General features: G+C 38.3%; 17 protein-coding genes. 10 read left to right on the top strand and 7 right to left on the bottom strand.

The window, feature by feature from the left end:
* Nucleotides 1-30 precede the first annotated feature (30 nt).
* Together I6E80_RS12775 and smpB are read right to left on the bottom strand one after the other, a co-directional pair.
* The gene (locus I6E80_RS12775) at nt 31-2,622 is read right to left on the bottom strand and encodes a TonB-dependent receptor (RefSeq protein ID WP_197185685.1); all 2,592 of its coding nucleotides are present in this window, start codon (nt 2,620-2,622) and stop codon (nt 31-33) included.
* Between the two features lie 697 nt (nt 2,623-3,319).
* A complete protein-coding gene (gene smpB, locus I6E80_RS12770) occupies nt 3,320-3,799 on the bottom strand; it encodes an SsrA-binding protein SmpB (RefSeq protein ID WP_024599180.1) in 480 nt (159 codons plus the stop codon).
* A 147-nt stretch (nt 3,800-3,946) separates the two neighbouring features.
* Between smpB and I6E80_RS12765 the strand changes: the two genes are divergently transcribed.
* Both I6E80_RS12765 and I6E80_RS12760 read left to right on the top strand, forming a co-directional pair.
* A complete protein-coding gene (locus I6E80_RS12765) occupies nt 3,947-4,387 on the top strand; it encodes a type II toxin-antitoxin system RatA family toxin (protein ID WP_007584120.1) in 441 nt (146 codons plus the stop codon).
* Entirely contained in the window at nt 4,384-4,707 is a 324-nt protein-coding gene (locus I6E80_RS12760) for an RnfH family protein (protein ID WP_007584122.1), read from the top strand. The genes I6E80_RS12765 and I6E80_RS12760 overlap by 4 nt, the downstream gene beginning before the upstream one ends.
* Nucleotides 4,708-4,841: 134 nt before the next feature.
* On the opposite strand, the gene I6E80_RS12755 is transcribed toward I6E80_RS12760, so the two are convergent.
* Nucleotides 4,842-5,201 (bottom strand): outer membrane protein assembly factor BamE, encoded by a 360-nt coding sequence (locus I6E80_RS12755; protein WP_170071853.1) that lies wholly within the window; start codon nt 5,199-5,201, stop codon nt 4,842-4,844.
* Between the two features lie 107 nt (nt 5,202-5,308).
* On the opposite strand from I6E80_RS12755, the gene I6E80_RS12750 reads away from it, so the two are divergent.
* The gene (locus tag I6E80_RS12750; RefSeq protein WP_197185684.1) at nt 5,309-5,638 is read left to right on the top strand and encodes a GIY-YIG nuclease family protein; all 330 of its coding nucleotides are present in this window, start codon (nt 5,309-5,311) and stop codon (nt 5,636-5,638) included.
* Between the two features lie 95 nt (nt 5,639-5,733).
* On the opposite strand, the gene I6E80_RS12745 is transcribed toward I6E80_RS12750, so the two are convergent.
* Together I6E80_RS12745 and ilvC are read right to left on the bottom strand one after the other, a co-directional pair.
* Nucleotides 5,734-7,653, bottom strand: a complete 1,920-nt coding sequence (locus I6E80_RS12745; protein WP_197185683.1) for a methyl-accepting chemotaxis protein — start codon at nt 7,651-7,653, stop codon at nt 5,734-5,736.
* Between the two features lie 192 nt (nt 7,654-7,845).
* Nucleotides 7,846-9,318, bottom strand: coding sequence for a ketol-acid reductoisomerase (ilvC, locus tag I6E80_RS12740; protein WP_024599175.1), 1,473 nt, complete (start codon nt 9,316-9,318; stop codon nt 7,846-7,848).
* Nucleotides 9,319-9,456: 138 nt separating this feature from the next.
* Between ilvC and ilvY the strand changes: the two genes are divergently transcribed.
* The 6 genes from ilvY to I6E80_RS12710 all read left to right on the top strand — a co-directional run bounded on the left by ilvY (nt 9,457) and on the right by I6E80_RS12710 (nt 15,098).
* Complete coding sequence (gene ilvY, locus I6E80_RS12735; protein ID WP_197185682.1) at nt 9,457-10,362, top strand: HTH-type transcriptional activator IlvY; 906 nt, start codon at nt 9,457-9,459, stop codon at nt 10,360-10,362.
* 116 nt (nt 10,363-10,478) lie between these two features.
* Nucleotides 10,479-11,525 (top strand): GGDEF domain-containing protein, encoded by a 1,047-nt coding sequence (locus tag I6E80_RS12730; protein ID WP_197185681.1) that lies wholly within the window; start codon nt 10,479-10,481, stop codon nt 11,523-11,525.
* 335 nt (nt 11,526-11,860) lie between these two features.
* On the top strand, nt 11,861-12,736 hold the full coding sequence (locus I6E80_RS12725; protein ID WP_231616787.1) for a MipA/OmpV family protein: 876 nt from the start codon (nt 11,861-11,863) through the stop codon (nt 12,734-12,736).
* Between the two features lies 1 nt (nt 12,737).
* The gene (locus I6E80_RS12720) at nt 12,738-13,118 is read left to right on the top strand and encodes a DUF3019 domain-containing protein (RefSeq protein WP_197185680.1); all 381 of its coding nucleotides are present in this window, start codon (nt 12,738-12,740) and stop codon (nt 13,116-13,118) included.
* A gap of 14 nt (nt 13,119-13,132) precedes the next feature.
* Complete coding sequence (locus I6E80_RS12715; RefSeq protein ID WP_076924494.1) at nt 13,133-13,825, top strand: response regulator; 693 nt, start codon at nt 13,133-13,135, stop codon at nt 13,823-13,825.
* Nucleotides 13,826-13,850: 25 nt separating this feature from the next.
* The gene (locus I6E80_RS12710) at nt 13,851-15,098 is read left to right on the top strand and encodes an ATP-binding protein (protein ID WP_197185679.1); all 1,248 of its coding nucleotides are present in this window, start codon (nt 13,851-13,853) and stop codon (nt 15,096-15,098) included.
* A gap of 98 nt (nt 15,099-15,196) precedes the next feature.
* Here I6E80_RS12710 and I6E80_RS12705 read toward each other — a convergent pair whose 3' ends face one another.
* Nucleotides 15,197-15,412, bottom strand: a complete 216-nt coding sequence (locus tag I6E80_RS12705; RefSeq protein ID WP_170071858.1) for a DUF3820 family protein — start codon at nt 15,410-15,412, stop codon at nt 15,197-15,199.
* 351 nt (nt 15,413-15,763) lie between these two features.
* Nucleotides 15,764-17,338 (bottom strand): cation:proton antiporter family protein, encoded by a 1,575-nt coding sequence (locus tag I6E80_RS12700; protein ID WP_024599168.1) that lies wholly within the window; start codon nt 17,336-17,338, stop codon nt 15,764-15,766.
* Between the two features lie 266 nt (nt 17,339-17,604).
* Here I6E80_RS12700 and I6E80_RS12695 point away from each other — a divergent pair, with 266 nt between their 5' ends.
* Nucleotides 17,605-18,348 (top strand): sporulation protein, encoded by a 744-nt coding sequence (locus I6E80_RS12695; protein WP_024599167.1) that lies wholly within the window; start codon nt 17,605-17,607, stop codon nt 18,346-18,348.
* Nucleotides 18,349-18,397: the final 49 nt, after the last annotated feature.

Genomic DNA, 18,397 nt, shown 5'->3' with positions numbered 1-18,397 from the left:
GCCAATTGGCGGTTTTTTTGTGTCTTTTATTTAGAAAGAAAAGCTTACTTTAGTGTACAGGTAGCGGCCACGAGGGTTATGCACAGCTGATGCATAACCGTATAAATCGCCATCGCCATCACCAATTGCAAATGGTGGCTCTTCATCAAATAAGTTATTAACACCTAAAGATATTTTAGCTGACTCAGTAATACGGTACGACGTTTGTAAATCAACAAGCGTTTGCGAGTCAATCATACGTGAAGTATTGCTATCAAAGTCTAAATTGCCATCAAAGTCGATATCAGGCGTATCTTCAAATTCACCTACATAACTGATATTTACATTGGTGTTAAACTCACCAATTTCCCAGTTGGTTGAGAAAATAAAGCGATGCTCTGGGTAGCCATATTCACCGGTGTAATCACGACCATCTTTTTCAAACTTATCTTGATATGCCCACTCTAGATTGAATTTAAGTAAACCTAAGTCATCAAGAGAGTGGTTATAGTTTGCTGAAACATCAACACCAGATACTTCCTGCGATGATAAATTTTTAAATGTGCTGTGTATTTTTTGTATTGTGCCTAAGCTTGCACCGCCTGTAGGGGCTAAACGAACACATACAGTACTATTTTGGTTACCGCATTCTGCTGCATAAATAGGACCAAATTCTTCTTCATCGATTTTGTTATCTTGAGTAATACTCCATACATCAACACTTAAACCAAACTCAGCTGTAGGTGCCCAGATAACGCCCACGTTCCATGATTCTGACTCTTCTGCTTGTAAATCAGGGTTACCAGAGAACTCAATGTTGTAATCAAGTGCTTGGCAATCTAATCCCGTTTGTTCACAGCGCTGCGTATCAACAAAAAATTGGCTTTTTTGCGACGGACCTAAGCCTATTTGCGCTAGCGAAGGCGCTCTAAAGCCTTGCGCCCAAGAGCCACGAACAGTTACTTCGTCAGTTGGTGCCCAGCGCAAAGCTATTTTTGGATTTGTTGTTGTACCAAAGTCGCTATAATCATCGTAACGACCTGCTAATTGTAGTTCGAGGTTTTCAGCAAGCGGGATTGAGAATTCAACATATGCAGCGTATTGTTCACGATCAGCAGAAGCTGATACTGATTCAGTACCAAATATTAAGCCACGTTGAAATTGATCATCAGGGATATCATTTACATCTTCTTCACGGTACTCAATACCGGCGGCCATCATTACAGCTTCGCCACCAAAACTAAACGCTTCACCTGTAATGTTAGCGTCAAAAGAGGTCATATGAGACTCACCGCGACGTACTAAGCTGGTTGTGATTCTGTCAATTACAGCAGGGTCGTTATATGTGCCACCGAATGGATTATAGTTACCGGCATCAATTTCTTGTTGTAAGAAATCGGTGCGTACCCAGCCTTGTGTACGATCGCCAGTTTGTAGTGATTTACTGCGACCTTTTTGTACCGCAGTCTCCCAGCTCCAATCGTTTATTTCGCCCTTCAACCCTGCAACAAAGCGTAAGGTATCTGACTCAATGTCCCATTGGCGAGCACCAGCATCTACTGTACGGTAGCGACCAATTTGAATATCTTCACCAAATGGATTGTTTGGATGACTAGCGGGTACAGTAAGGCCTGCATCTTCATCAAGTGGTGTTGGTGCACCAGCAGCGACAGAGCTATTATGCTGAACAGCCATTTCTAAAAAGCCAGTAATGCCGTTATCAAAGCGGTATTCAAATTGTGAAATAGCGCCTACACGCTCAGATGCTGGGGCAACATATCCATATGGACCGTAATCAAATAAGCAGCTACCACTTGAAGTTGCATTTTCAGCAGGACAGGCAGGGTCGATTGTTTTAACGCCATCTACGTAAAAGTAGCCCGGGAAACCACGAGATGAACGGAAATCTTCACCACCATAAGGTGCTTGGTTTGCAGTGCCAAGGCTGCCCATTTCATCAGAAGAAAGAGATGTGTTTTTAAAGTAATCGATAATAACAGATGCACTACTTTTTTCGCTTGTAGTACCCCAAACTAGGCTTGCTGTTGTTTCTTCATAATTTGGACCATCCGTACCGCCATAGCCTAGGTTAATCTCAACACCATCAATATCTTTCTTTAAAATAACGTTAACTACACCCGCTACTGCATCTGAGCCGTAGATTGCTGATGCGCCATCTTTGAGTATATCTATGCGCTCAATAGCAGAAACAGGGATACTGTTTATATCTACAAATGAGTTGGTGATCCCTTCAGCAAAGGCACTAATTGATACACGGCGGCCATTGATCAGTACGAGTGTTGCATCGGCACCTAACCCTCGTAAGCTTACTGCAGCTGAACCGTTAGCGGTTGAATCTTGGTTGTTACCACGAGTAGAGAAAGTACCGCTACCTGCTACAGGCATTCTTTCTAGAAGCTGCTGCAAGTTATCGTAACCCATGTTTTCGATTTCAGCTCTACCGATTGATTGCACCGGAGAAGGCCCTTCAATATCAGTTCGCTTAATACGAGAACCAGTAACCTGAATTCGCTCTACTTTTTTAGCTTCTTCAGCTGCGTAAGCCGTTGTTGTAAAACCTGCTGATAATGCGAGTGTTGCGCCCACAATAATGCTTGGTGTAAATGCAGTTGATTGCTTCATCCTTAAGTCCTTGTTGATATATTATAAAATTATTTGCTTAACAAGCGCGGGTATTAATATCATGTAACTTAAGTGTTAGCAATTAGCTTAATTTGTGATTTAAGTATTAGTTTCAATGCTTTTTTGTGGGTTTTATAACCTTATTTACACTTTTTTTTAGGTGGAACTAAGCGTGAATAGGACATAGACTTAATAATTGTTATATAGCTAGATGAAGCCATGTGTGGAGTTGCTAATGATCAAAATAATTTGTAATAATTTATTTCTATAAATTAAAAATTTTTGTTTTATCTGCTTTTAACTTGAGCGGGGAAGCTGATGCTAAAAGCGTTGAAACTTTCTGATTTACGACTGTGTAGATACAGGAGGTAGGGTAATGCAGGAGCAATTGCTGAGAATGGCTAAGTAATACCAACCAGCATAAATCTTTGATCAATTTAACGAATTAAATTGCACTATAACGTCGTTAAAAATTTTTATTTAGAACAACTAGATATAAAAGTTTTTGCCTAGTTCTAGCGTGATTTTCTTAACGTTAAATAGACCCCATATATAAGCAGATTGGTATAACAAGTTTTGTCTTGTTATCGATACGATTTTCTTATTTCAAAGTAGATTACTTAATTGAGCGAGCTGGTATTATTTGAGTTTTTATATATGTGAAATTAAAAACGCCTAATAAATTAGGCGTTTTTATTTATGCTTTATGCTTCATTAAGCGTTCTTTTTCACGCGACCAGTCTTTATCTTTACCGTCTTCGCGTTTGTCGTGTAGCTTTTTACCCTTTGCTAGGTGAAACTCAAGTTTTACCCAGCAGTTTTTCCAGTACATCGCTGTAGCTATTAAAGAATAGCCATCGCGCTCTGTAGCACCGAATAAACGGTCAAGTTCGCGTCTACTTAATAGCAATTTACGATAACGTAGCGGGTCGCAAATTACATGGGTCGAGGCACTAATAAGTGGCTGAATCTGACTGCCAAGTAAAAATGCTTCGCCATTTTTAAGATGAATATAAGTTTCTGTGATATTTACTTTACCAGCTCGGATACTTTTAACTTCCCAGCCTTGTAGTTCAATACCTGCTTCAAACTTATCGTGTAAAAAATACTCATGTCGCGCTTTTTTGTTTAGCGCGATGGTATTACTTGTCGATTTTGATGAATTTTTCTTAGCCATAGTGCCCTATAATATACGTAATGCGAGATGTTTTACATCGATTTTTTTAATAATGCTTTTAAAAATTTAGCTTTAATTTAAGCAGCATGAAAATTTGGGGAAACGCGCAAAGCTTGCTAAAATTCGCCCACACAGTTGGGAGTGAGTATGCCACAAATAGAAAAAAGTGCGCTGGTTATGTACAGCACTAAAGAGATGTTTGATCTAGTTAATGATGTAGAAGCTTATTCACAGTTTTTACCAAATTGCTCAGATTCAAAAATTGTTTCACAGCACGATAATAACATGACCGCGAGTTTAGAAATATCTAAGGCGGGTATAAAAAAGTGGTTTACCACCGAAAACACCTTTGTTGATGAACAAACCGTGTTACTACGCCTTGTTGATGGTCCGTTTAAGACGTTAAAAGGGCGCTGGCATTTTCAAGAGCTTGACGCCAAAGCATGTAAGGTTCATTTGCACCTCGAGTTTGAATTTTCAAGTAAGTTAATAGAGCTTGCCTTTGGAAAGATTTTTAACGATGTAGCAAAAAATATGGTGAGTGCATTTACTCAACGTGCAAAACAGGTTTATGGAGCGCGAGTATGATTAATGTTGAGGTAGTCTTTGCATTACCGACCACAGCCACGTGCTTATCAATTGAAGTGCCACAAGGGACTACAGTAGAGCAAGCTGTTATTCAGTCAGGTATTATAGAAAAGTGTCCGGAAATTGATGCTACATCGCTAACGTTAGGTGTGTGGAATCGAACTGTAAAAGCTAACTATGAATTAAAAGACGGTGATCGTATAGAAATATACCGGCCATTAATTGCAGACCCTAAAGATGCTCGCAGAAAACGTGCAGAAAAAGCAAAAGAAGAGGGGCGTGCAAATAAAATAACGGGTGGTCGCCCGCTCGAGAAGTAATACCTATCGGCGCATAAACCTCGAACCGTTTAACAGATTAAATCACACGCTAACGTGGTTAAAATGGTAAAAGCTTTTTAAGTAAACCAATAAAAAAGGTGAGCCATGCTCACCTTTTTTATTACTTGAGACGTTTATTGCTCTAGCGGTGTAGTAAAGTTTTCAGGTTGATCATAATCACCTGAGATTGAAACTAACTTTTCATTTTCAAAGTTAATTACTAACTCTTTATTTTGTTCGTTTTTACGGCCTTTATTAAAGCTGTAAATATAGCGCCAAGTATTGTTATCAAAGGCGTCCTCGGCAATAGGTCTACCTAATACATAAATAACTTGCTCTCGGGTCATATTTACACGAAGTTTTTCAACATCCGATTGCTCTAAAAAGTTGCCTTGCGGGATGTTAATTCGGTATACCCAGCTAGAGCAACCAGCTGCTGAGCTAAGTGTTAAAGCAACGATAAGCCAAAGAGAAAAAGTTTTTAACGACTGCATTGTTAGTTGTGATCCTTATTTTTTATAATCTGCATGATACCGATTAGTCACTGAAGGTAAAACCCTTTTAAGCAATTGTTTTATGTTAAGGGCGTTAAGGTAATGTTTTGACCACTAATAATGAAAAAAGTTTACAACACATTGAAACGAATATTTTAAAAGCTGAGTCTACTTGGTTTTTATATATAGTTGAAACACGATTTGGTCATTGGTACACAGGGATCACGACTAATGTTGAAAAACGCTTTGCAACTCATCAAGCAGGGAAAGGGGCTAAAAACCTTAGAGGCAAAGGGCCGCTTTTACTTATTCATCAACAACAAGTGGGCAACAAAAGTGAAGCAAGTAAGCTTGAATATCAATTAAAAAAGCTCTCTAGGGCCAAAAAGGAAGCGTACGTTTTAGCATTTAATAGCGGCGTAATTGAAAGCGCTTAACTTGTTCAAATTAAGCATATTCGCTGTGAGCAAAAACTACATTTGATTATAGTCTTTGCTCACGGTAAACATACAGTTTTATAGCTACTTACTACTTAGCGGTGTTTTTCAAAGGTCGCTACAAGTGCATCAAGTGTTTGTGCGCTGTTTGCTAAGTCTCTAATAGCTTGCTCTGTATTGATTTGCTCGCTCATTGCTTTATCGCTAATTTCGCTAATTTGCTCAATATTACGACTTACATCGGCAACCACGTTACTTTGCTGCTCAGTTGCAGTCGCTATGAGCGTAGCCATATCGTTAATTTGATTGGCTGTTTCGGTTATCGTATCGAGCAATTCTACTGAGTTTTGCATAGCACCAACGCTTTGCTGTGCTTTATCTTTCGATTGACCAATATCGTTAACTACATCTTCAGATATTCTTGTAAGTTCTTCAATCATAGATTGAATTTCGGTGGTTGATTGCGATGTACGGTTTGCCAGTGCACGTACTTCATCAGCAACAACAGCGAAACCGCGCCCGTGTTCACCAGCGCGAGCAGATTCAATTGCAGCATTTAAAGCAAGCAGGTTAGTTTGATCCGATATGCCTCTAATTGAGTCAACAATACTTGCTATATCAACCGTTTTTTTAGAAAGCAAAGTAACTTGCTCTGTTATGCCATCAATATCGCTGGCAAGGGCTGATATAGTTGCTTGGCTTTGGAGCACTTGTTTGTGACTTTGAATGGTGTTTTCGCGACTGTTATCGGTTAACTTTGCTGTATTTGCTGCGCTTTGCGCTATTTCTTGTACTGTAGCGCCCATTTCGTTGATTGCTGCTGCGACAGATATTGTTTGCTCTTTTTGGTTGTCTATTGCTTGAGAGTTTCGTTTTGCTTGTTCAAATACATGATCAGAACTTTGACGAATATCGTGGCTTTCGCTGGCAACCTGAGTAATAGCTACCTCTATTTTATTAATAAACTGATTGAAGCCATTACTTAGATTGTTAAGCTCTGGTTGGCTCGATTCTGGTAAGCGATATGCTAAATTTGCATCGCCTGAGCCTAAGCGTGAAAATAACTCAGCCATTTTAGAAAGTGGAGATGAAAGTGAGCGAGCAAGCAAATAACTGATTAAACTGGCAACCAATGCTGTAATTACCGTAAAAGTAAATATTTGCCATTGCAGGGTGTTTACGCTTGCGAAAACTTCACTTTTTGGCACTTGGGCTACAACATATAAGTCGGTGTTTTTAATAGGCATAGCAGCAACGAGTGTCGGTTCACCATTTAAATTGATTTCTTCTAGTGCAAAGCCATTACTATTAAATAGTTGGCTGTGGATATTTGCAGTATATAAATCATCAATATTTGCTTTAGCTACTTTACTTGCATCTTTATGAAGCTGAATCAATCCACTTTTATCTGCAATAAATACAAAGCCTGTTTGCTCAATTTTAAATTGCTGTAATAGCTTTTGCATATCAGTGATGCTTTTTGCAAGACCTGCTAAACCAGTACCATTAGCCTGCTGATGATTTACAAACATTTTCACATCATCGGCTGACTCTTGATAAATACTGATAGAGTAGGGTTGTTTTGATTGCTTAAAAGCAAAAAACCAGCCATCGGCTGCATCGTTTTTTAAAACACGCAAAAAACCATTCTGGTTCCAGTAATTTGCAGTGTCTCTATTTGCCCAAGATGCTGTGGCTAAATCGTATTGCTGGGCAACGCGATTTAATTCTTTTAATAGTAATGTATCGTCTTGGTTGTTTGATTGGGCCCATTGTAAAATAAATTCGTTTGATGATAGTTGCTGAGCAGCACCGAGTAACTCGTTGATTTCACCGCCTATGTGATTGCTGATTGTTTGCAGTTTACTAGGAAGCTCTGACTCAATCATACGTCGCTCGATAATATCCTCTGAGCTGTGTAGGGAAGTCAAACCAATCAGTGCGGCTACGCATATAGCAATAACACTGCCTAAAGCTGTGATTTTTTGAGTGATCGAAAGATTTTTTATCGTCATGATATTAATTAATTTTACAACTAAATAGAAAAACATATTAGCACATTATTTATTTGGAACTAAATATTGGCTAAGCAGAATAGGCAAAGATATACCAGATTGGTTAAAGTTTTATTAACAAGCATAAAAAAGCCCACATGCAAAAAGCATACGGGCTTGGTTTCTAACAAGCGAAACTTTTATTGTTTAGGATTAAACAATTTTTTTCATTGCTGACATGTAGCCACGTAATTTAGCACCTACTTTTTCAACAGGGTGTTCACGCAGTGCGGCATTGATTTGAATTAATGTTTGGTTATCAACTTGATTACTGTGCTCGCCAAGGCCTTTACCAATGATGTCTGTATCAACGTTTTTCATAAAATCAGCAAGTAATGGTAAACATGCATGGTTATATAAATAACAGCCGTATTCTGCAGTGTCAGAGATAGTACGGTTCATTTCAAAAAGCTTTTTACGCGCAATCGTATTGGCGATTAATGGCGTTTCGTGTAATGACTCGTAGTAAGCTGACTCTTCGATAATGCCAGCTGCTGTCATGGTTTCAAATGCAAGTTCAACACCCGCTTTAACCATTGCTACCATTAAAATACCGTTATCAAAAAATTCTTGTTCTGAGATTTCTACATCGCCAGCAGGAGTCTTTTCAAAGTTAGTTTCTGCTGTTTCGCTACGCCATTTAAGTAAGTTTACGTCATCGTTATTCCAGTCTTCCATCATAGTGCGTGAGAAAGTGCCGTCGATGATGTCATCTTGATGCTTATTATAAAGTGGACGCATAATTAGTTTTAGCTCTTCACTTAGTTCAAACGCTTTTACTTTTGCAGGGTTTGAAAGGCGGTCAAGCATGTTTGTAACGCCGCCGTACTTAAGTGCTTCGGTAATTACTTCCCAACCATATTGAATTAGTTTTGATGCGTAACCCGCATCAACGCCTTTTTCTATCATTTTATCAAAACATAAAATAGAGCCAGTTTGTAACATGCCACATAAAATGGTTTGTTCGCCCATTAGGTCAGACTTAACTTCAGCAATAAATGATGATTTAAGTACACCTGCGCGATGACCACCCGTACCCGCTGCATACGCTTTAGCTTGTGCTAAACCAAGACCTTGAGGGTCATTTTCTGGGTGAACTGCGATCAAAGTTGGCACACCAAAACCGCGCTTGTATTCTTCACGTACTTCAGAACCAGGACACTTAGGCGCAACCATGATTACAGTAATATCTTCGCGTACTTGCATGCCTTCTTCAACGATATTAAAGCCATGAGAGTAAGCAAGGGTAGAGTCTTTTTTCATAAGTGGCATAATTGCACTTACTACAGCGGTATGTTGTTTATCTGGCGTTAGGTTAAGTACTACATCAGCTGTTGGGATTAGTTCTTCGTAAGTGCCAACAGTAAAGCCGTTTTCAGATGCATTTAAAAATGATTGGCGACGCTCAGAAATAGCTGATGCGCGTAATGTGTAAGAAACATCTAAACCAGAGTCACGTAAGTTTAAGCCTTGGTTTAAACCTTGTGCGCCACAGCCTACAATAACTAGTTTTTTACCTTTAAGTGCGTCAACGCCATCGGCAAATTCGCCTGCGTCCATAAATTCACATTGCGCTAATTGCGCTAATTGCTCGCGTAAAGGTAAGGTATTGAAATAATTCGCCATTGTTAGTGTCCTATAAAGTCATGTTTGTTAGATGCGCAAAGTTTATTGCGCTTACAAACACCATATGTAAAATCGTTGCTTGCGTAAAATGATATATTTGAATTAAAGTGTTTCATAATATGAAATACTGGGTTTGACATGGATCATAAACATTTAAACTACTTTTTAGCGCTGGCTAAAACACTCCACTTTGGGCGCGCAAGCGAACTTTGTCACATAAGCGCACCCACTTTGAGCCGCAATATAAAACACTTGGAAGAAGAGGTAGGTGTTGCATTATTTGTACGCGATAACCGCAGTGTTAAATTAACGCGTGAAGGTGAGTCGTTTATTGATTACGCCACAGCGACGCTTGCTAACTGGCAGCGTTTTAAAACGAATGTAAAAGGCCCGCAACAACATATTTACGGCAAAGTAAGTATTTATTGCTCGGTTACTGCATCTTATAGTTTTTTACATCAAATATTAGAGCAACTACGTGCGCAGCATCAGTATATAGAAATAACATTAAATACAGGCGACCCTGCACTTGCTATAAACCGCGTGTTAGATGGACATGAATTAATGGCAATTGCAGCTAAGCCAAATAAGTTACCGGCACAAATTGCTTTTGTAGATATAGGGCATTCACCACTTTTATTAATTGGACCAAAAATTCAATGCCCGATCACACAAAAACTAACGCAGAATGGTGATGACATTAATTGGTCTGATTTAGAATTTATTGTGCCAGAACAAGGTTTTTCTCGCCAAAGGTTAGAACACTGGTGGCGCAAAAATAATATTCACGGGAAAATTTACGCACAAGTTGCTGGGCACGAAGCGATGGTATCTATGGTGAGCTTAGGATTAGGTGTCGCAATGGTTCCTAAAATAGTGCTAGATAACAGCCCGCTGCAAGATAAAGTACAAATACTAACACCAAAAATGCAAGCTCCTGATGGGTTTGATATTGGCTTGGCTGTATTAAGGAAAGAGTTAAATGACCCTGCAATCAGCGCTTTGTGGAATATTGCGCAAACTTTAGATGCAAAAGCGATTTAATGCGCGCAGAGAATAAGCAAGTTAGTTAAATAGTATGAATATAGGTTGCGTATAAGTTTACTATTACTTAACATTGAGCGCTAATAATAAAAACAATGACGCTTGAGAGTTTATTTATGAACCACGCTGTATCACTTGCTCATTCTGCCCAATGCCTGAAAAAGGCGATTCCTTTGATGGTAAAATACCGAATGCCGGTTACTCCCATCAACTATGCAATTTGGTACTGTTATATTCAAGGAAACAAACCGTCACTAAATGCTGAGTTAGACCACGTTATTGCTCAGCAACAAACATGTTCACAAGACAAAGCAAAAGAGATATTTGACAAACATTTAACGCAAGACGATCTCGTTTTTTTTCAAGAAATGACTGAAAAATTTCATACAACTATGGAGCAAGTTCAGCAAGATATAAGTACCACGCTTGATCACTCCAAAAGCTTTACGACGAGTTTGGTTGACTCTCAAAATGAATTAAATATGCTTGTTGATGTAAATTCTTACAATGAGATATTAGGTTGTGTTGAGCGTTTAACCGACGATTCTATTGCAATGCAAGATTATGCTCGCGAATTTCAAACTAAATTAGCCGTTGCCTACAATGAAATAAAAGACTTAAAAGAAGCACTCAATATTTCAAAAGAAGCAGCCGATACCGATACACTTACGGGTTTTTATAACCGAGGTAAGTTTGATTCTGATATTGTAAATTTTTGCTTTGAATATTCAGAGCAAGCGCAAGAAGACTCTCTTGCCGTCCTTATTATGTTTGATATTGATCACTTTAAGCGCTTTAACGATGATTTTGGCCATCAAAAGGGTGACGAAGTACTTAGGTTAGTTGCTAAAAAAGTGAGAGAGAATACAACGGAAGCTGCAAACGTGTATAGATATGGTGGCGAGGAGTTTTGCATAACAGCCTACTTTGACACTATTAACGATATAATAGCGTTTGCCGATTGTATTCGTTTAGCAATTGCAAAACTGGTGATTCGTAAAAAGCATGATGTAACTGCAAAACGAGCTATTTCAGCAAGTTTTGGTTTAGCAATTTTACGCCCATTTACCAATAGCTCCGTTTTAGTTGAGCGAGCAGATAGAGCTTTATATATCGCTAAAACACATGGACGAAACCGAATAGAAATAGCTCCAGATATTTAATAAGTATCTGGTGTTTATTTATCAGGTTTAAAGTCACTTAATTTGAGTTTTTTATCAAATATCAATCTCGTTAAACTATTAGGTTTCATGGGTAATAAAGCTGGCTGTAACGCGTTAGTTCCTAGCTGCCTTTATTTAGATATCTGTATTTCATCGCAGCATCTGATTTTCTAAGTATCTCAAAGTATAACTTCCGAAAGATAAATAGCCTGCAGAAACATAAAAGTTAACATTTTTGCATACAAATTGTGAATAATTGTAACCAGCTAGAGCTAGTTTAAAAAGACCTTGCTAGTATGGGGAACTCTCTTATTTTGATACTTTGATTTACGCTAATGCGGTATGCCTTCTCATTATTAACAGCTCTATGTTTTAGCACTTTATTTGTTTGCCTTTCGGTACAAGCAACACAGGCAAGCAAGCATGCTGACGATTATTCAGAGCAAGACATAATAACCGACCGTCTGCATTTGAGTTTAAGCGTGGGGGCTGGAGTTATAACCAACCCTTTGCATGGTGGAGATAATATTCCGCTCGTGCTTATTCCACAAATTGCGTTTTATGCAGAGCAATGGTTTTTTGATAATGGCCGTCTTGGTTATTCATTTTTGCAAACCCCTAAGCATCACTTTAATCTAGTTGGTGAACTCAATTCTGAGTCACGCTTTTTTATAGACTGGCACCCTAAAAATATATTTACACTACAAAGTAGTGCCCTCAGCAATCAGTTCGTAATGCAAGATGAAGCCTCGTCCACTCGCTATGTTGATATTGATAATTTACATAAACGGCAAATTGCACTGGATGCGGGTATTGCATATCATTATGTAAATGAAGACCAAGTTTTTTCGGTTCAGGCCCTGCATGATATAACCGATGTTTATCGAGGTGTACGCGCAGCATTGCAGTGGCAGTATCATACTGTGATAGGAAAGCTCAAAATAAAGCCAACACTTGGAATAAACTATAAATCTGCGGAACTAAATAGCTATTTTTATGGACTTAATGAGGGTGAAACTCAATTTGGCAAAATAGACGTTGGTAGTAGTTGGCAACCTTATGCTAAAATCGACGCCCGTTGGCCACTGAGTAAGGCTGACTCTCTTCGTTTTCATGTAGCATATTACGACTATTCGGCTATGGATGGCAGTCCGCTCTTTGAACGTACTTATTCAATGACTGCATTTATAGGATTCGATCGTACTTTTTAATATGAAGTATTCAATATTAGTTGTGTTTATTACCACTTTTTTTAGTGGTTTTAGTGTGGCACAACCCCCTTTTTTTAGCGTTTCTCCAAAAGTCTGCGTCGTCTCTGAACAGCAGGGTTTTTGCGATCTTGATTTACAATTTGAGTGGCAATTAAACGCCTATAGTGATGTCTGTTTGTATCAGCAAGAGCGACTGCTTCAATGCTGGGAGCAACAACTTTCTGGGCAATTTAATTATAAAGCGCGTGTTCAGGTGGAGACCATATACTCCTTAATCAATCCTCATACGGGTGTGTTATTAGCTAAGACACAAGTTGAAGTACAAAGCGCCCATGCTAAAAAAAATAGGCGTAGGCTTCGCTCTCCGTGGAGCTTTTTTTAATTTAGGAGCAACTAATGCCAAAAATTTTACTTGTTGAAGATGATCTAGGTTTACAACAGCTAACAAAAGATTACCTTGAACATAATGGCCTTGAAGTCGATGTGTTAGACCGCGGTGACGAAGTGTTTAATTACCTAGAGAATAATACACCCGATTTAATGATTTTAGATGTTATGCTGCCAGGTAAAGATGGCTTTAGCGTTTGCCGCCAAGTAAGAGATAAATTTACTCTACCAATTTTAATGTTGACTGCTAAAGGTGAGGATTTCGACCAAGTACTTGGCTTAGAGCTGGGCGCTGATGATTATGTAATAAAACCAGCAGAGCCACGTGTATTACTAGCGCGAATCAACGCATTACTGCGTCGTGGACAACCTATAGTAAAATCAAGTGAAGAGCTCCAGTTTGGTGATTTAGTCATTGATAAAACAAGTCGTATTGTAAAACTAAGTGATTCAGAGATTGTATTAACTTCGCACGAGTTTGAGTTACTATGGCTGTTAGCGTCAAATGCGGGTGAAGTACTAAGTCGAGAACACGTGCACCAACATATGATTGGCCGCCAATATGATGGACTTGATAGAACTGTGGATGTACGCGTATCACGCATTCGTAAAAAATTAGGCGATAACAGCGATAAGCCGTATCGTATAAAAACTGTATGGGGACAAGGTTATTTATTTGTTTCTGATGCGTGGGATCTCTAGAACTATTTAAGGTTAGTCGGCTTTAATGGGAAAACTGTTTACCAGTTTATACTTATACATCATCGTTTCTTTGTTTGTAGTAAGTGGTGTTATAGAGCAGTTGTGGCCTTATGAAGAGTCGCAACAGCAAGTTTTCTTAGACGATGAGTTTGGGCAATCACTATGGTTGCTCTCACAAACTCCTAACGGTCTTAAAAAACTAAAGCATAACTTTGATAGTAAAGTAATTGAACGACGTGATTTAATACTTCCTCAAAAGCAACAATCGCAGCTTAACCAAAACCACTACTTATACTTATACGATAAGCAACAGCGCATTGTTTGGTATGTAGATCTCGGTAATGACTCATTACTTCAAGTAGGGCCGGTAGGTGTATTAACGCAGCAATCATCTTCTGTTTGGCCCTATTTATTACTCCTTATTATTGTAGGTATACCTGTTGGGCTGTGGAGCTTTTTACTATGGCGCGATTTTGCAAAGCTACGTAAAGCGTGTGAAGCGGTGGAGGGTTTGCAAGACTTTCAACTTAACGACTCTTCTAAGTCTTTCTTTTTACCTATTACTGATACATTAAAGGTAATGCAGCAACGTATTGAGTTTTTACTTAGTGCGCAGCAAGAACTTACCTCATCTGTGTCGCATGAGTTTAGAACACCACTAGCACGTTTAAAGTTTGCAATTGTAATGCTGCAAGAACAAATGCTTGATGAAAAAGGTGAGAAATACCTAACAAACATGCAAACAGACATTAGCGAGCTTGAGTCACTAGTTTCTGAAATGCTTGAATATGCGCGATTAGACACTCAACAACCTAGTTTACAGCCAATAAACTGTGACTTGGCTGGGCTGGTAAAAACAACTGTTGAAAAGCTAAACTTTGAAGCCCGAACAACGCTTTCCGTAAACCTCCCTGAGCATTTAAATTATTACTGTGATAGTCACTTTATGGCGCGAGTATTTCAAAATTTAATTGGCAATGCGCTCAAATACACCCATAAGCAAGTCAAAATTTCATTGCTACAAGAGACAAAACACATCGTATTGATTGTTGAAGATGATGGTGAAGGGATAGATCCCGCTGAGCGAGAAAATGTATTTAAACCTTTTACTCGACTAGATAAAAGTAGAGGTAAGGATACCGGTGGTTTTGGTTTAGGGCTCGCCATAGTTGCTAAAATTGTGTCGTGGCACCAAGGAGAGTGTAAAGCAGAAAGCTCAAGCTTAGGTGGTGCTAAATTTATTGTATATTTACCCCTCAAATTAAAGACATAAAAAAAGCGCCTTGAGGCGCTTTTTTTGCGGTTAAAAACCAAAATCAACAAGTAGCAATATAATAGACCGCAAGTGCTTAAAAAAGTTCTCAACTATTTTTATTTTTTTTCAAGTAATGGCATTAACATTTGCTCAAGGCCATTTAGTTTTACTTCGTACATCATTGCAAGTTGGCTACCTAGCTTTGAATCGGGAAACCCTTGCTTGTTAAACCACACTAAATAAGGTTCTGGCAGTAACAACAATGGCCGTCCTGCATATTTTCCAAACGGCATTGTAGTATTTATCGCTATTTTTAATTGTTTTGGATCCATAAAGATTACTTAGGTATTTAAAGTCAGGGTAAGTGTAAGGGATTTTAGAGATATAAAATAGGCTGTGACGGGCAAGAAACAGCCTATTTTGCGAGGGAGTAGGCCCTCTGATTTAATAGTTTTATGTTAATTAATATAAACCTAGTTGAACTTTAATTAGCTGGGATCTAATTAAGTTATTATTAGAACATGGGTTCTTATTTAACCAACACAGCTAGTTTACCTGTTTTTTATTGCTATAGAGAATTGGCTTGTAAAGGAATGTAAATAGAATTGCTTTTTATTTAAAAACTAATAACAAAGCCTTAATGAATTTAAGGCTTTGTTATTTATAAACGATACAAAAGAGGACTATTCGTTAAATAGCTCTTGTTTTACGTGCTCTGCAAAACCACTACCGGCTTCTAAATAAAAGTTATAAGTAGAATGCACACCCATTTCTTCAAGCTCTTTTTGTTGATCCGGGTAGTTTGCAATAGCTGTTACTTGGCCTTTATAACCAGAGGCCTGTAATTGCTCTAAAGCAAAAATATTTTGCATATGCTTTGGCATTGCAAGCATAACCATTTCTACTTGTGAGTGATTTACTCGTTGCCAAAAGTCAGGGTCGGTTGCATCTGCAATTAAGACGTTGCGGCCTCTGTTAACGTGCTTGTCTACCACCTCTGGCTTTATATCTATGCCTGCAACAACATTTGGGTGAGTCGCGTTGATCGTTTCATAAGCACCAGTACCAATACGTCCCATCCCAAAAATGACTATTTTCGTATCATTAAGGTTAACGGGTAGCTCTTCAGCTAAACGAGTTTTACTTTCAAACTTTAATAACCAGTGCTCTATTTTTACATACAACTCATTTGAGCGTTTATTTAATGGGGAAGCAATTATGAATGTAATAGAAACAGCAATTGCCATTACAGCTAGCCACTCAGAGGTGATCATGCCTGTAGTCGCAGCCACTGCACATACAATTAATCCAAACTCACTGTAGTTAGATAAGCTAAAAGCGGTAAGTAATGATGTACGCGCACGTAATTTGAATATATTAGTGAACACATAGTAAAGTGCTATTTTAATGGGTAATACTAAAATAAGTATAATGGCAACAATCAAGGAGTTAGTGGTTAGCTCTGCGCTTAAACCAATACTTAAGAAAAAGCCAACTAGCAATATGTCCTTTAAATTAAGTAGAGATTTTGATAGCTCGCCAGCCTTTTTATGAGGGGCAAACATCATTCCTATTACTAGTGCACCTAAATCGCCTTTTAGGCCTGCAAATTCAAATGCATGATAACCAGCAACTAGCGCAAAGAAAAAACCAAACAATGGTAATAGTTCACCATGTTTAGATCGGTTCAACACGCCATACATTACAGGTCGTAATAAAGGCAAAGCAATTATTAATGCAATAGCCCATAAATTAGGGATTTTACCGGTGCTAATAGCTAAAAATATTACTGCAAAGATATCCTGCATTACCAATATTCCAATGGCTATTTTGCCGTGTAGGCTTGCCATTTCTCCGCGCTCTTCAAGTACTTTTACTGCAAATACAGTGCTTGAAAAACTAAGTGCAAATCCAACCAATAAAGCACTTTGCCAACTTAAATCAACAAATAGTGGAATGGCGAAAACGCCAAGCAGAAGCATAAAGCCACTAAATAACGCGCTGCTAAAAATGATATGCAATGTTGCAGGCGCCCAAACTTGAGGTTTAATTAAACTGTTAACTTTAAGTTTCAAGCCAATACTAAAAAGAAGAAGAGTAACCCCTAGGGCTGCAATTGTATCGAGCAACTCTGTACTTTTATAACCCGATAAATTTAAAGCAAAACCTGCAAGTAAAAACCCAATTAGAGGAGGTAGTTTTAACTGATAAACAGCAAAACCACAAACAAACGCGGCAGCAAAATAGATTAGTTCCATAATTCTTAATATCACTTCATTTGGTGTTGCAGTGTAACGAAAAATTTATACCATTGAAAATATAAATAGACCTAAAAATGAACGCGTCTAATCAATTACTTGTCCAGCTGCGTATAAAAAACGGGCATTAAACACCTATTTAATAGTAAATACTATGTAAATAACACTTTTTCACTGACATTAGCTTTTAAATATGGTTAAGATGCGATAACGAAGAAGTTTAAGCCGGAGCAAATAATACAGCCGCTCAGCTTAAGGAGAGATATATGTTTAAAAAGATTTTAGCGTCGGTAGGTATTGGTGCTGCAAAGGTAGACACTATTTTAGAAACTGAACACCTACAACCAGGTCAACTTTTTAACGCACAAATAGTCATTACTGCAGGTGATGTGAGCCAAGATATTTCAGGTTTAGATTTATTATTAATGACTCGTGTTAAAGTTGCAGGTGATAATGGCGATTATTTTACGAATCATGTGATTGAGCAATGGCGAATTACAGATATAGGTACAATTGAGCCAGGCGAAGTTAAAAATATCCCTTTTGAAGCGCGTCTTCATTCTGAAACTCCTATTACAGAAATTAATGCAGGTTATAATCAATCTCATGTGTGGCTTGAAACAGGCCTAGATATAGACTTAGCACTTGACCCAACAGATAAGGACCATTTACACATTTACCCTAATGAAGCGGTTAAAACGTGTATGCAAGCGATGGAAAAGTTAGGTTTTAGTTTAATGAAAGCTGACGTAGAAAAAGGTCACTTACGCGCTTCGACTTTTCAGTCATTATCTGGATGCTATCAAGAACTTGAATATAAACCAAATAGCCGCAGCTTATTTGGCATTCAGGAGATTGAATTATCGTTTGTCCCAGAAGCACATAAAACACATGTGCTTATAGAGCTAGACAGAGCCTTTAAAGGCGATGGTTATGTAGATTTGACCATAGAGCACGATCATGTGAATTTATCGCAGCTGTGTGATCAGCTAGAGCGATTATTTACTTAGTATAAGTTAACTAAGCTAGCGAGTGATTTTAATAAACCCAGCCTAAGCT

Origin of the sequence: Pseudoalteromonas sp. NSLLW218 (genome assembly GCF_015864775.1) — a bacterium.
In the GTDB taxonomy this organism is placed as follows: Bacteria; Pseudomonadota; Gammaproteobacteria; order Enterobacterales; family Alteromonadaceae; genus Pseudoalteromonas.
This window is presented reverse-complemented; position numbering and strand designations above follow the sequence as displayed.